The sequence below is a fragment of the Gardnerella sp. 30-4 genome (genome assembly GCF_001641215.1).
Taxonomy (GTDB): Bacteria; Actinomycetota; Actinomycetes; order Actinomycetales; family Bifidobacteriaceae; genus Bifidobacterium; species Bifidobacterium leopoldii.
This window is the reverse complement of the sequence record NZ_LXJL01000051.1, coordinates 1-13,905: the sequence shown is the minus strand read 5'-3', so window position 1 is coordinate 13,905 and position 13,905 is coordinate 1. Positions and strand designations below refer to the sequence as shown.

The following is a 13,905-nucleotide window of genomic DNA, read 5'->3' as shown; positions in this document are numbered from 1 at the left end:
CAACAAAATTACATAAATTTACGTGCATATTATGAGAATTGTGAATATCCTAGATAGTAGGCATCATTTGTAATCACAATAGAGATGAGGCGACAATGACTGAACGCGAACAACAAATCTTGACTTGGATTCAACAAAACCCGATGATTAGCCAGCAGGAACTTGCAAATCTCGCAGGAATTACTCGTTCAGGTGTGGCCGCTCATATTTCCAATTTAATTCGCAAAGGCTATTTACGAGGTAAGGGATATATTGTTACTCCTCCAAGTTATGTGACTGTTGTTGGCGGAATTAGCATGGATGTTCTTGGCATTGCTTGCGGAGATTTGATGGATTACACGTCTAATGCCTCCCACGTGCGCTACATGCTAGGCGGTGTTGGAAGGAATATTGCAGTCGCGTTGGAGCGTCTTAATATTCGCACAAGCATGGTTTCTGTGTACGGTGGCGATCACAACGGAGAACTTTTCCGCATTGATGCTGCTGCAAATGGCTTAGATATTGGTTATGCGAAGCAACTTCCTGAGTCGATGACTGCTTCGTACATGTATGTTGGTGACGCTTCTGGTCAGCGTTTGCTTGCTTTAGACGATATGAGTATTTACGATCACATGACTCCTGATTTTTTGCGTGAGCGTATGTCTATTATTGAAAATGCTGATATTTTGGTGTTGGATACTAATATTCCGCAAAAGTCAATTGAGTGGCTATGTGACCGTTATCGCCGTCCTATTGTTGTTCGTGCAGTTACGGATGCAAAAGCTCCTCGAGTGCTTTCTAGATTGTCTCGTATTGACACTCTTATTTTAGATACTGCTGAATCGCAGGCTTTAACTGGCATTAATGCTGTTGACGAGCGTTCTGCAATTCGCTGTGCGAATGTGCTTCTCAAGCGTGGAGTAAAACGTGTATTTGTAAATGCCGGTCGCGCAGGAGTTGCTTATGGTGTTGCAGATGAGGGAGTGTCGTTCTATCCTGTCCCAGTCAAGCGCGTCCAGAGAATGATGCTAACTCGCGGAAATAGCAATGCTGGTGTTAAAGCAGTCGGCAACGACAACGGTTCTAGCGATGCTGCTACTGCGGCGCTTATTTACGCGCGATATAACGAATTTGATTCTTCAAAAACTGGCAGATTTGCGGTTGCTGCTGCAGCTTTGAATACTGAATCTATGCAGCCTGTACATGAGTCGTTTAATCCAGAACTTATTTCTCAACGCATGACGAATATTCATGAGCATGCTTAATTTTGCGTTCTTATGCGAAGTGCATTCGTCACGATTTGCTTCCAAAATACATGTGTTTATGAAGGAGTTAGTATGACTTCCATCATCCTAGATTGTGACCCTGGTCATGACGATGCGATGGCAATTTTATTAGCTGTTGGCAATCCTAGTATCGATTTGCTCGGCGTAACTACGGTTGGTGGAAATCAAAGCCTAGAAAAAGTAACATACAATGCTCGAGCAACTCTAGAAATAGCTCATGCAATTAATATTCCAGTTCATGCCGGATGCGACCGTCCTATGGTTCGTCCGCTAAAAGTTGCTGCTGCTGTTCATGGAGAAACAGGATTAGACGGAGCAAATATTCCAGTGCCAACTAAACCTTTGGATAAAGGGCATGCTGTTAACTGGATTATTGACACAATTATGAGCCATGAGCCTGGCACAATTACGCTTGTACCAACTGGACCTCTTACGAATATTGCTATGGCTGTGCGATTGGAGCCTAGAATTGTCAGCCGCGTTAAAGAAGTAGTTCTTATGGGTGGTGGCTATCATAGCGGCAATTGTAGTGCTGTTGCTGAGTTTAATATTAAGACAGATCCTGAAGCTGCGCATGTTGTGATTAATGAAAATTGGCGAGTTACGATGGTTGGCTTAGACTTAACTCACCAAGCTTTGTGCACTTTAGAGATACAGAAGAAAATTAATTCTATTGGAACGCCTGTTTCCAAATTTGCTTGCGATCTTATGGATTACTTCCGTAAAGCTTATAAGAATAATCAAGATTTTGTTGATCCTCCAGTGCATGATCCTTGCACAGTCGCTTATTTGATCGATAAAAGTGTTATTAGCACAAGGCGTTGCCCACTTGATGTTGAAATAAACAGTGACTTAACTCTTGGCATGACCGTTGCAGATTTGCGTGGCACTGAACCTTCTGAAGAAGAATGCCATACGCAAGTTGCTACAAAACTTGATTTCGATAAATTCTGGAATTTGATTATAGATGCGATTAAGCGCATTGGATGATTGTTGGTGACTTTTGAATGACGTTTGAATGACTTTACGTAATTAAGCGGAGGTTAGATTATGGTTGAGGTTGAATCTCCAACATTTTCTACGCGTATGCTAGATAAGGGTGGACGTTCCGTTTTGGCGTTAATGGTGGCGTTTCTTGCTGCTATCTTTGCGTTCCAGCTAAACGTTTCTATGCTTTCGCCAGTATTGACGACGATGTCAAAAGAACTTCATACTACAGATACTCAAATCGCTTTAACGCAAACAATATTCTTTACTGCTGCAGCATTATTTTCGCTATTTTTGCCGCGATTGTCTGATCTAATTGGGCGTAAAAAAGTACTTTCCGGAATTCTTATCTCAACTCTTTTTGGAAGCATTATTTCTGCGCTAGCTCAAGACGTTAATATGCTTATGCTTGGGCGTATTTTGCAAGGTGCTTCCGGTCCTGTATTGCCAATGTGCTTAATTATGTTGCGCGTGCGCGTACAGCAAGAAAAAAGTTACGCAAAGTTGATGGCAATATTAAGTTCCGTAAATGGCGGTATTGCTGGATTTGATGCTTTATTAGGTGGTTGGCTTGCCAGTAAATACGGATTCCGTTCTGTTTTCTGGATTATGGCTTCAATCGCAACTATTGCTGTTATTATGATTATTGTTTTAGCTGATGAATCTCGCTCGGATGCTACTAGCAGAATGGATTGGCTAGGAGTTGTAACGCTCGGAATTGCGTTTCTTGCAATATATCTTTCTATTAATGAACTTAGTAATAAACTAGCTAAATCTAACTGGCTTATGGTGCTTATTCTTGTGCTTGTTGCTGTGCTGTTTTTCGCAATATTCTGGAAAATCGAAGTTTTAAGCGCGGCTCCGCTGGTTTCTACAACATATATGAAGCAGCGTCGTACATGGGGTTTGCTTTTGTGCACTTTATTGACAATGACTGGCGTGTTTGCTTTGATAAATGGCGTTGTGATAAAGCTTGCTAACGATAGTAAGTTTGGTGCAAATATTGGCACAAATATGGTAAGTTTCGTAACTCTTACTCCTTACGCAATTATTGGGCTATTGTTTGGCACTATTTCGGGCGTGCTTGCTGCAAATTACGGGTACAGGCTTGTGTTGCGTATTGGAATTGCGTTTAGCATGATTTGTGTTGCTTTTGGTGTGTATGTTGCTTATATGCCGTCTGCTTGGGCTTTGGTGCTGTTTTCAGTGTGGGTAGGTGTGAGCTATTCTGGCATGGCAAATATTATGCTTAATGGCTTGGGTATTGTGCTTTCTCCAAAAGATAATCCGGGATACTTGCCGGGTATGAATGCTGGAGCTTTTAATTTGGGAGCCGGCTTAAGTTTTGCAATTTTGTATGCTGTGATGACGAATGTTGCGTCTTTGAGTGGCGTAACATGCGGATACGCTGCCGCGATGGTTGCCGGCGTCGTTTTGCTCGCTTTTGCGCTCGCTTGCTCGTTCTTAATTCCGGATCCTAAGGCGGCGGATAAGTAATATTGTAAAGTTTCTGCCGTTTTTTGGCGCGTAGCCGACCGAAACTTTACACGCGCGTAAAGTTTCTGCCGCCACGTGCGTGTCTGCAGGTTCCAGCTAAGCTATAAGTATGCACATTATTGCTGGACGTTTTAAATCTTTGCCGCTTACTTCAGCGCAGTCGTGTACGAGACCTACTACAGATCGCACAAAAGAAGCGATATTTTCTAGGCTCGATTCGTGGGATGTTATGCACAATGCGCGCGTACTTGATCTATTTGCTGGCACGGGAGCACTCGGAGTTGAAGCGCTATCTCGTGGCGCGCGTGAGCTTGTTTCTGTTGAAGCAAATTCGCAAGCAGCTGCGCTTATACTTCGTACGTCGAAAGCGTTGCAGAGTTCAAAGGCTTGGGATTCTGCGCTTTCTATGAGGGTTCTTCGAAAGCGCGCGGAGCAGTTCGTTGCGGATTATAGTGGGGAAGCGTTTGACTTGGTTTTTATTGATCCGCCTTATGCTTACGAAACTGCGGATTGCGAAAGTTTATTGGCTTCGATGATTGCGAGCGGAGTTGTGAGCGTTTCTGCAGATACGTTGATTGTGTTGGAGCGTAGCGCGCGAAGTGTTTTGCCGACTATGCCTGAGGGCTGGGAGCTGTTTGATACGCGTAATTACGGAGAAACTTCCGTGTTGTTTATTCAGCCTTCTCGCGACTAATTTATTTTTCGGCTTCGTTACAATCTGTTTTCGCACTCAGGCTGTGGCGCGAGTTTTGGGGGATTTCTCTCCTCGCACGTCCCGTCCTTCAGTCGCTTTGGCTGTTAGATGTTTTGCTGTCTGCTTTGTTCTTTAAAGAACGTTGCTCCATCAGTCCTCTTTTAGTGCTCGTAAAGAAATCCCCCAAACTCTGCGTGTTTAATCGTTAATAACCGTGTCTATCGCAGAGATTTTTCGATTTTTCTTCTTCGCTTGGCGAATCAGCAGCCTGCGGCTCTGACGTTCGCCGCGCTCAGTGCGAAAAATCTCAAATCTCTACCACACGAATATTAGTACATTGAAGTTAGCGTACTAAACAGGTGGTGGTGTTATGGTGAAGGGATTTTGTGTTGTACGTGCGGCAGCAATAATGTTAGTGTTCTCTAATCAACAAGTAATTAACGTTAGCAGGGCAATACTGTTGCCGGAGTATTTCTGGCTTTTGTTGCTAGAGTAAGTTTTTGCGCGGATGTTCGCCGGAAACTTCCCATCCGAGCGACATAAGCGTTTTTCGATCCGCCTTATCTATCTTGTGGCAGTCCAATTTTTCAATCAAATCAGGTCGAATTTCGCTTGTGCGAGATATAGCTTCATCTCGACGAAAACGATCAACTTTGGCGTGATTTCCGGAAGTGAGTATTTCCGGAACGCTTATACCTCGCCAAGTAGTTGGACGCGTGTATTGATGGTGTTCCAAGAGTGCGTCCGATCCTGTGTACGACTCTTCAACAATCGACTCAGGATTTCCCATAAACCCAGGGATTAAGCGTGTAATTGCCTCAAGCATAACGCTTACTGCAACTTCTCCGCCATTTAGCACGTAATCGCCAATTGAATACTCGCGTACGTCAATTCCTTGCGCGCGGTAATATTCTGGAATCCTAGCGTCGTAGCCTTCGTATCTGCCGCATCCAAACACCAAATGATTTGCGTTGCTTAATTCCGTTGCGTCTTTTTGCGTAAATAGTGGGGCAGAAGGGTTCGGGAATATAAGGATTGGTTTAGTTGAGTCTATTTTATTAGGCGCGATTTTTGCTTCTTCGCAACTATCACACGTATCGCAACTATCGCACGTATCACACGTATTTTTTACTTCAGATTTTGGCAAGTTAAGCAGCTCGTCTAAGCATTCCGCCCAAACTTCAGGCTTCATAACCATGCCAGCGCCACCGCCAACCGGCGTGTCATCAACCGATTGATGCACATCGTGAGTCCATTTGCGTAAATTGTATGCGCGAATTTGCAATAAACCATTATTTTGCGCTTTGCCTAACAAACTTAGGTCTAGCATGCGAAAATATTCTGGGAATACGGAAATAATATCGATGTCCATCATAAGGCACTCTACTACGAAAACTACAAAACTACGAAAACTACAAAAGCCCCGGAATTAAACCGCCAGGAGGATCAATAGTCAAATACCCGTTTGCAACATCAACTTCCGGCACAATAGCTTCAACAAATGGCACGAGCGCTGTTTTATTCTCTTCGTCAATCGGATGATCTAAACGGATTTTCAGTAACGATTGCGCGCCGTCGAGCACATCCACGACTTTTCCAATAACTTTAGGAGTAAGCCCAAGCTGATTTTCTTCGCACAAACGCGCTTGCAAACCGACCAAATCCTTAATATACCAAGCATTTTCAGCAGCAAGTTCTTGCGCATCTTCTGCATGCACATACAATTCAGTGCCATTAAGTGCTTCCGCATCGTTGCGATTTTGTGATTCTTCGAATAGTAAAATCCAACGATTTTTGAATGTTCTTGCGTTCTCAATAACGAACTCGCGCTCGCCGTCTGCAGTGCATAATACATTTCCAGGCTCAAAACGTTCGTAAGGTTCATCTGTAAAAATTTGTACAGTGACTTCACCTTTTAAACCTTGGGCTTTACCGATACGACAAACCCTCAGCAGGTCATTACGACTTTGCTGAGGGTTGTCAAAAGATTGTTGGTCTAATGCCACGTTCATCTCACTTACGTACGTCCATAATGTCAACGCGCACATTGTGGTTGCTCAAAGCTTGCACAACAATGCGAATTGCATTAGCGGTACGACCATTGCGTCCAATAACGCGACCGATATCTTCAGGATTCACGCGTACTCGAAGCAATTCGCCGCGAGCATTTTCGTGAGAACGTACCGACACGTCATCTGGAAAATCTACGATGTTCTTAATGAGATGTTCAACAGCTTGAGCCAGCATGATTACTCAGCCTTTTCCTCGGCTTCGGCAGCTTCAGCTGGGGCTTCTTCGGCTTCGTTTGCAGCGGCTTCAGCTGCAGCCTTAGCCTTAGCAGCGGCTTCAGACTTAGCGGCCTTCAGCTTCTGAGCTTCAGCTTCAACAGCTTCAACGCGAGCCTGTGCGTCTGGGCCAGCTTCAGAAGTCTTCAACGTGCCTTCAGCGCCGTCGAGACCCTTGAACTTCTGCCAGTCGCCAGTAATCTTCAAGAGCTTCAACACTGGTTCGGTTGGCTGCGCGCCAACGCCAAGCCAGTACTGTGCGCGCTCAGAATCAATCTGAATCATAGATGGCTGCTTGTTTGGATCGTAAACGCCGATCTCTTCGATGGACTGACCGTTGCGCTTGTTGCGTGAATCAGAAATGACTACACGGTAGAAGGCATAGAACTTCTTGCCCAATCGCTTAAGACGAATCTTGGTTGCCAAAATGGCTCTCCTTATAACTAGAGTCGTGGAATTTCGTTCGGGTGTGGGGCACTCCTTGCGAGCTTCCACATGTTCCTCACGTGATCGGGAAGAGGGCGCCGATTCACGCGAATAACTTATCCATTATGCCTGCGCGCTTGGACGTTTTTATCTAGTGATTGTAGGTCGATTGCTGCGATGTAGGCTAGGTGATCAGTGCCGTCAACAACTACATTCTTTTGCCATAGTGCGTTAGATTTACAGTTTTTTGCGCAAAATAGCACATGGTCAAGTGTAAGATTTGGCCACTTAAGCCATGTAGGCCATGTGCGTAGACGCTTTCCAAGCGAAAGTGCAACGTCTGTAAATCCGTATTTCAAAAGCGAGCGAAAGCTTGGGTGGTCGACTGTGGAATTAAGATCGCCAGTAACAATAGTAAGAGTTGCTAAATCGCAAGTTTTCGAAGTGGATTCGTCAACGCAATAAGTAGAATCAATAGTCGCAAGTGCGCGAATTCCATTACTCCAAGCAGCACACCCGCGCATCGGTGACTTTGGATGTGCAGAAGCAAATTTCACTACAACTTTTTCAGTTGCACCAAAATCTAAGCAAGTTGTAACGCGAGGCACGCTTGCAGCTTCAATTTTTACGGAATTATTGCAAGTAGAAATCGCGGAATATTGCGTAAAAATAGCGTTGAATCCGCCGTTATTATGCTCACTTTGCGCACCTACGCACGAAGTTGGGAAAATTTCGTATATTCCAAGTTTCTCAAGATTTTTTACTAAAGACTCGCTTAATTCTTGTAAAAGTAACGTATTTACGTGATATTTTTTCGTTATTTCTATTATTTCGGATGCGCTCGCTTTTCCGTATCTGCAATTAAGAGTCATCACGCGTATTTCTTGATGCCGTTTCTTGCAGCTTTTGCGCGACGACCTGCTTTCGTGCAACCTACGTAATTTTGCAAACCAGTACGGCGTATGCGACTTAAGCGAAATCAAAAATAGCACAGCGTACGCAATACATAAATATCCGTAAGATTTCGCGTAAGATTGCGCTAAATTAAGCGATTTCGTCACTTTTTCTGCGCAGCATGTATACAGCAAAAAACCGCCAAAATTACACAAAAACAGTGCTCCCATAACGTAAGTTGCAAGTGGAAGCAGCGCAATAATATACGGAAGTGGGTTATATTTATCCGCACCTGTTGGCAGCCAACGCATCAACTGCCACAAAAGAAGCGGCACAAATATAACCCACAAAAACGCCAATACTAAAATCATCGACCGAATAAGCCAGCTAATCCGCCGCCAAAGTTAGGTGGCAGTTGATTATCTTGATTTGCATCTTCGGAATTCATAAGTTCCTTAAGTCCTTCAGGAAGATTCTGAAGATTTGGTTGCTGCGGCTTTGCAAAAGCAGAACCTGCAACATCGTCGCTAGTAGATTCGCCAGAAAGACGCTCACGCAACGCGCGCTCTTCAGCTTCCCTGCGCATTGGATTTCCGGACTTTCCGCCCTTCTTCTTGCCTTTCTTATCTTTGCGCTTCGACTTACTGCCGGCTCCACCGAAGCCAGGAATTCCGCCCATGCCAGGCATTCCAGCGCCTCCGCTCATTCGCTTCATCATTTTTGCAGCCTGCTCGAAACGTTGCAAAAGTGCATTAACTTGCGAAACGCTCACACCTGAACCAGCAGCAATTCTCGCGCGGCGAGATCCGTCAATAATCTTTGTATTTCTACGCTCTTGAGGAGTCATAGAGCGAATAATTGCCTCAGTTCGGTCAATTTCCTTATCGTCAAACTGCTCAAGCTCCTGACGGTGAGCTGCCATTCCAGGCATCATGCCCAAAAGCTTCTTCATTGAGCCAAGCTTACGAACTTGCTGAAGCTGCTCCAAAAAATCATCCAAACCAAAGCTGCCTTCAGCTATTTTTGCAGCAGCCTTGCGCGATTCTTCTTCGTCGAACTGCTTCTGTGCGTGCTCAATAAGCGTCAAAATATCGCCCATATCGAGTATGCGTGAAGCCATTCGATCAGGATGGAAGATTTCAAAATCCTTCAAACCTTCACCTGTAGAAGCAAACAAAATCGGCTTTCCAGTAACGCTTGCAACCGAAAGTGCAGCACCGCCTCGAGCGTCGCCATCAAGCTTAGAAAGCACAACGCCAGTAAAGTTCACGCCATCGTTAAAAGCTTGAGCAGTGCGAACAGCATCCTGACCAATCATTGCATCAATAACAAACAGCACTTCTTGCGGTTGCACGGCATCGCGAATATTGCGTGCCTGCTTCATAAGCTCTTCGTCAACACCCAAACGACCTGCGGTATCAATAATCACAGTGTCATACATTTTTTCGCGCGCATAATTAATAGAATCGCGCGCAACTTTAACAGGGTCGCCTTTAGTGAACCATGGCAAAGAAATCGCGCTTCCACCTGTTTGCACACCCTTTTCTGGAGCAAATACAGGAACTCCTGCGCGCTCGCCAACAACTTGCAGCTGTGTGACTGCATTAGGTCGTTGCAAATCTGCTGCTACAAGCAAAGGAGTATGACCTGCATCCTTTAGCCAGTAGCCTAGCTTTCCAGCAAGCGTAGTTTTACCTGCACCTTGCAAACCTGCAAGCATAATTACAGTTGGAGGGTACTTCGCAAAATTAAGCTGCCTATCTACACCTGCGCCCAATACTTGCGTAAGCTCGTCGTTTACAATTTTCACAACTTGCTGAGCTGGATTTAAAGCGTGCGAAACTTCCTCACCAAGAGCGCGCTCGCGAATTCGAGCAGTGAATGAGCGTACTACTTCCAACGCAACGTCTGCATCGAGAAGTGCGCGACGAATCTCGCGAATTGTGCCGTCAATATCGGATTCTGATAGCTTGCCTTTGCTGCGCAAATGCTTAAAAGCATTGGAAAGGCGGTCTGTTAACGAACTAAATGCTGCCATAGTTTTCCATTCTACCTGTTGTTGCTAACGTAACTTTAGTGCAATTGCTAACTAATACTTTTGCGTTACTTTTGTTTATTGCAAATGCCAAGATGATCCTTGCGAAGTATCGACAATTACAATTCCTGCGTTATTTAACGCGTCGCGAATAGCATCTGCAGTAGCAAAATCCTTTGCTTTTCTAGCATCTGCTCTAGCTTTAAGTTGCAAAGTAATTAAAGAGTCCAAAGCTGAGTATTCTTTGCTTTCCTTGCCATTTGAGCCTTCTGCAGACGATTGATTATCGTTCGAAGCCCACGTTTTTGCGTAAGGATCCAAGCCCAAAGTATCTAACATAGCTCGCACTTGCAAAACAGCGAGATATATGAGCTTTTGTACGCTTTCGCTTTGTGCTTGTGAAGAATCTTTGCTGCAGTCGTCAATAAGAGCATTTCCTTGACGAATTGTAGTAAATATTTCTGCGATTGCGCCAGAAACGTTAATGTCATCGTTCATAGCGCGAGTAAAATCTTCTGGAAGCTCGTCTGCGTTAACAGAGTGCACTTCTTCGCAAGTTGGCTTCTTGTCAAGCAATCTGCCAGCTCTCTCAAGGAAGTTCATAATTCGATCGTAAGCCGATTTTGACTCCACCAAAGCTTGGTCGGACCACTCCAACATTGCACGATATTGTACTGCTCCCAAAGCATAACGCACGACCCAAGCAGAATTATTCGCCAAAACTACTGGTACGGAAAGTCCATTTCCTAAGGATTTGGACATTTTTTCACCTTTTGCGGTAACCCATGCTGAATGCATCCACACATCAGCGCTTTCCCAGCCAGCAGCACGCGTTTGTGCCATTTCGTTTTCGTGGTGAGGGAAACGCAAATCCAGGCCGCCTCCGTGAATATCGAAATCGTCGCCAAGATATCGATGGCTCATAGCAGAGCATTCAATATGCCAACCAGGGCGTCCCTCGCCAAAAGGAGTTTTCCAGCGCGCATCCGGCTGATCGAAATCGCAAGGTGCTTTCCAAAGTGCGAAATCCCTAGGATCATGTTTGTCTGGTGAAGCATCTGCAGGATCTGTTGGATTGTAAATATCGTTTTCAGCAGCGTCTACGCTTGGACCTTTTGCGTCTGCAATAGCTGCGGCTTCGTCTGCGCAAGTTTCATTTTGGTTCTGATTTTGGTGCGTTAATTCGCCGTAATGCTCCCAACTTGGCACGTCAAAATAAACATTTCCAGTAGGATTTCCGTCGCTGTCATTAATAACATATGCGTGACCGCGCTCAATCAAACGCTCAATCAGCTCAACCATGTCTGTAATATGACCTGTTGCGCGCGGCTCAACTGTTGGCGCAAGTACCCCTAAAGTATTGTAGGATTTTGTAAATTCGCGCTCGTAAATATATGCTCGTTCCCACCAATTTTGCCCTGATTCATTGGCTTTTTTCATAATTTTGTCGTCAATATCTGTGACGTTTCTAACAAACGTGACTTTGTAGCCTAAACGTAGCATCCAGCGACGGATTATATCGAATGCGATCGCTGCGCGAATATGACCAATATGCGGAGAACTTTGCACTGTGGCGCCGCACACGTACATGCCTACTTGACCAGGCTTTTTAGGTACGAAAGTGTTCGTTGAATGTGAAGCCGTGTTGTATAAGTGCAGGTTTTCTGCGGCTTTAGTAACTTTTGCAGTCTCTTCGTTCAAACTCTTATTAAGCATAATTGCTATTATAAATGCTTCTTTATACTCAGAGTGACTTTGAGAAGTTGCATTTCGTGCGTCGGCTCTTTAGTTAGCGATACAATTATTGCGATTTGGTTTTAGATTTAGCTTTAGTAATCCAATTAGATTCATATCTATTACTTATCTATTACCTAGCTGTTTTTATTTTGTTCGTTACGAAAGGAATATCATGGCTGAGATTTCATCTGCTCTTATGACGGACATGTATGAATACACTATGCTCGACGCTGCTCTTAAAGACGGCACCGCAAATCGCAAGTGCGTTTTTGAAATTTTTACGCGCCACTTGCCTCAAGGCCGTCGTTACGGAGTTGTTGCTGGCATGGGCCGCATTTTGGAAGAGTTGCAAAAATTCCATCTTTCGGAAGATGATTTACGTTTCTTAAGTGATCGCAAAATTGTTAGTACAGAAACCATTGAATGGCTGAAAAATTTCCGATTCCGCGGTAAAATTTCCGGTTATCGCGAGGGTGAGATGTTCTTCCCTAACTCGCCAATTTTGCAAGTAGAAGGCACTTTCGGCGAGTGCACTTTGCTCGAAACTCTTCTGCTTTCCGTTCTCAATTACGATTGTGCTGTGGCGTCTGCTGCAGCTCGCATGGTTTCTGCTTCCGCAGGACGTCCTTGCATGGATATGGGCGGCCGCCGCACGAACGAATATTCTGCAGTTGCCGCATCTCGTGCAGCAGTAATTGGCGGTTTTAAAGGTACTGCAAATCTGTTAGCTGCAAAACTTTACGGTTTAAAGGCAATCGGAACTGCAGCTCACTGCTTCACTCTTGTTCACGACACTGAGCGTGACGCTTTCACTTCTCAAATTGCAGCTCTTGGCAAAGGCACTACGCTTCTTGTTGACACTTATAATATTGAGGAAGCTGTAAAGACAGCCGTGGAAGTTGCAGGTCCAGATCTTGGCGGAATTCGTATTGATTCTGGAGATTTGTGCGCTCTGGCTCGTCGCGTTAGGAATCAGCTCGACGAGTTGGGTGCTAAAAACACAAAGATTACAGTTACGAACGATTTGGACGAGTATGCTCTTGCTTCCTTACAAAATGCGCCTGTGGATTCTTACGGCATCGGCACAATGCTTGTAACCGGCTCCGGCGCTCCAACTTGCGCAATGGTTTATAAGCTTACTGAGCGTGAGGGTGCAGATGGTGTAATGCAGCCTGTTGCTAAGCGTTCTAAGAATAAAGCGACTGTGCCTGGACGTAAGTTGGCGTATCGTTCATACGATTACAGCAGCGATTCTTGCGGTGTAGCTGATTGCGAACACGTGATTTCCGGTTCGGAAGTTGCGCTCGCTCAGTTTAAGCCTAAGGATTCGTGGGAAAATCTGCTAGTTGATTACATGGTCGACGGTGAAGCTGACGAACAGTTTATGGGTCACGATGCGATTATGCGTGCCCAGGATTATTGCGCTTCTGCTTTGCGTCGACTGCCTTTGGCTGCGCAAAGTTTGATGCGCGGAGATCCTGCAATACCAACAGAAATTCAAGTACTGTAAATTGATTTTTTTAAAACTAAACTTTACTAAATAACTAAATAAGATTCGCAAAAGGATCGCAAATAATTTTCGCAAATAATTCATGCGTAAAGATTAGCGTTTCCGACAGCTTTTTGAGTGTTTGTTGCGATAATGCTTTATGCTTGGTTTTGCGAATAAAATTCAATTAAATTTTAGTGCGCTACGAAATTCGTTACACAATGCGTTACGAAAGGATGCGAGATGTTTTCATCTTTAGAAGCAGATAATGCGTTAGATGCTGTTATGGAATCTGGTTCGCAATCCACAGATCCAGACTCTGGTTCCGGCACAAGCACTTCTGTTCTAGAACGTCCAGAAGTTGACGAAGATGCTCGTCTAGATGATGGTGGTAATGCAGATCGTTTTGCGCACTATGTGTCAAAAGACAAAATTGAAGAGTCGCGCTTAACTGGTCGACCAGTAGTAGCTTTATGCGGTAAAGTGTGGATTCCTCGACACGAAGCAAATGACTACCCAGTTTGCCCTGAATGCAAGCGCATATACGAGGAATTAGGAAAGTTTAATTTTTAAGTAATTATGTTGCGTATTTAAGC

13 protein-coding genes are annotated in these 13,905 nt (G+C 44.6%); 6 read left to right on the top strand and 7 right to left on the bottom strand.

The features are described from left to right. Positions 1-95 precede the first annotated feature (95 nt). The 4 genes from A5294_RS04110 to rsmD all read left to right on the top strand — a co-directional run bounded on the left by A5294_RS04110 (position 96) and on the right by rsmD (position 4,443). Complete coding sequence (locus tag A5294_RS04110; RefSeq protein WP_064340538.1) at positions 96-1,244, top strand: PfkB family carbohydrate kinase; 1,149 nt, start codon at positions 96-98, stop codon at positions 1,242-1,244. Between the two features lie 72 nt (positions 1,245-1,316). Then, complete coding sequence (locus tag A5294_RS04105) at positions 1,317-2,255, top strand: nucleoside hydrolase (RefSeq protein ID WP_064340537.1); 939 nt, start codon at positions 1,317-1,319, stop codon at positions 2,253-2,255. Positions 2,256-2,315: 60 nt separating this feature from the next. Further along, positions 2,316-3,749 (top strand): MFS transporter, encoded by a 1,434-nt coding sequence (locus A5294_RS04100; protein WP_064340536.1) that lies wholly within the window; start codon positions 2,316-2,318, stop codon positions 3,747-3,749. Between the two features lie 109 nt (positions 3,750-3,858). Next, positions 3,859-4,443 (top strand): 16S rRNA (guanine(966)-N(2))-methyltransferase RsmD, encoded by a 585-nt coding sequence (gene rsmD, locus A5294_RS04095; protein ID WP_004105380.1) that lies wholly within the window; start codon positions 3,859-3,861, stop codon positions 4,441-4,443. Positions 4,444-4,930: 487 nt separating this feature from the next. On the opposite strand, the gene trmD is transcribed toward rsmD, so the two are convergent. From trmD to cysS, 7 genes are all read right to left on the bottom strand, one after another. Beyond that, the gene (gene trmD, locus A5294_RS04090) at positions 4,931-5,815 is read right to left on the bottom strand and encodes a tRNA (guanosine(37)-N1)-methyltransferase TrmD (protein WP_180947426.1); all 885 of its coding nucleotides are present in this window, start codon (positions 5,813-5,815) and stop codon (positions 4,931-4,933) included. Positions 5,816-5,855: 40 nt separating this feature from the next. Next, positions 5,856-6,455: a ribosome maturation factor RimM gene (rimM, locus tag A5294_RS04085; protein ID WP_004105378.1), complete on the bottom strand. Its 600-nt coding sequence runs from the start codon at positions 6,453-6,455 to the stop codon at positions 5,856-5,858. Position 6,456: 1 nt separating this feature from the next. After that, positions 6,457-6,690: an RNA-binding protein gene (locus A5294_RS04080; protein WP_004105376.1), complete on the bottom strand. Its 234-nt coding sequence runs from the start codon at positions 6,688-6,690 to the stop codon at positions 6,457-6,459. Positions 6,691-6,692: 2 nt separating this feature from the next. Next, a complete protein-coding gene (gene rpsP / locus A5294_RS04075) occupies positions 6,693-7,154 on the bottom strand; it encodes a 30S ribosomal protein S16 (protein WP_004574047.1) in 462 nt (153 codons plus the stop codon). 116 nt (positions 7,155-7,270) lie between these two features. Next, positions 7,271-8,419, bottom strand: coding sequence for an endonuclease/exonuclease/phosphatase family protein (locus A5294_RS04070; RefSeq protein ID WP_004105370.1), 1,149 nt, complete (start codon positions 8,417-8,419; stop codon positions 7,271-7,273). Next, a complete protein-coding gene (gene ffh / locus A5294_RS04065; protein ID WP_004105368.1) occupies positions 8,416-10,086 on the bottom strand; it encodes a signal recognition particle protein in 1,671 nt (556 codons plus the stop codon). Before ffh ends, A5294_RS04070 begins: the two co-directional genes overlap by 4 nt. Before the next feature lie 75 nt (positions 10,087-10,161). After that, positions 10,162-11,799, bottom strand: a complete 1,638-nt coding sequence (gene cysS, locus A5294_RS04060) for a cysteine--tRNA ligase (protein WP_004105366.1) — start codon at positions 11,797-11,799, stop codon at positions 10,162-10,164. 193 nt (positions 11,800-11,992) lie between these two features. Here cysS and A5294_RS04055 point away from each other — a divergent pair, with 193 nt between their 5' ends. Together A5294_RS04055 and A5294_RS04050 are read left to right on the top strand one after the other, a co-directional pair. Continuing rightward, positions 11,993-13,330 (top strand): nicotinate phosphoribosyltransferase, encoded by a 1,338-nt coding sequence (locus tag A5294_RS04055; protein WP_064340534.1) that lies wholly within the window; start codon positions 11,993-11,995, stop codon positions 13,328-13,330. Between the two features lie 222 nt (positions 13,331-13,552). After that, positions 13,553-13,882, top strand: a complete 330-nt coding sequence (locus A5294_RS04050) for a DUF3039 domain-containing protein (RefSeq protein ID WP_004105359.1) — start codon at positions 13,553-13,555, stop codon at positions 13,880-13,882. The last annotated feature ends 23 nt before the right edge of the window (positions 13,883-13,905 follow it).

What these genes read in the sequence shown, in the direction of transcription:
- A5294_RS04070 (WP_004105370.1), bottom strand. Translation starts at nt 8,419, where the DNA reads ATGATTTTAGTATTGGCGTTTTTGTGGGTTATATTTGTGCCGCTTCTT.
- cysS (WP_004105366.1), bottom strand. Translation starts at nt 11,799, where the DNA reads ATGCTTAATAAGAGTTTGAACGAAGAGACTGCAAAAGTTACTAAAGCC.
- A5294_RS04080 (WP_004105376.1), bottom strand. Translation starts at nt 6,690, where the DNA reads ATGCTGGCTCAAGCTGTTGAACATCTCATTAAGAACATCGTAGATTTT.
- A5294_RS04050 (WP_004105359.1), top strand. Translation starts at nt 13,553, where the DNA reads ATGTTTTCATCTTTAGAAGCAGATAATGCGTTAGATGCTGTTATGGAA.
- A5294_RS04110 (WP_064340538.1), top strand. Translation starts at nt 96, where the DNA reads ATGACTGAACGCGAACAACAAATCTTGACTTGGATTCAACAAAACCCG.
- A5294_RS04100 (WP_064340536.1), top strand. Translation starts at nt 2,316, where the DNA reads ATGGTTGAGGTTGAATCTCCAACATTTTCTACGCGTATGCTAGATAAG.
- ffh (WP_004105368.1), bottom strand. Translation starts at nt 10,086, where the DNA reads ATGGCAGCATTTAGTTCGTTAACAGACCGCCTTTCCAATGCTTTTAAG.
- rsmD (WP_004105380.1), top strand. Translation starts at nt 3,859, where the DNA reads ATGCACATTATTGCTGGACGTTTTAAATCTTTGCCGCTTACTTCAGCG.
- trmD (WP_180947426.1), bottom strand. Translation starts at nt 5,815, where the DNA reads ATGGACATCGATATTATTTCCGTATTCCCAGAATATTTTCGCATGCTA.
- rimM (WP_004105378.1), bottom strand. Translation starts at nt 6,455, where the DNA reads ATGAACGTGGCATTAGACCAACAATCTTTTGACAACCCTCAGCAAAGT.
- A5294_RS04105 (WP_064340537.1), top strand. Translation starts at nt 1,317, where the DNA reads ATGACTTCCATCATCCTAGATTGTGACCCTGGTCATGACGATGCGATG.
- A5294_RS04055 (WP_064340534.1), top strand. Translation starts at nt 11,993, where the DNA reads ATGGCTGAGATTTCATCTGCTCTTATGACGGACATGTATGAATACACT.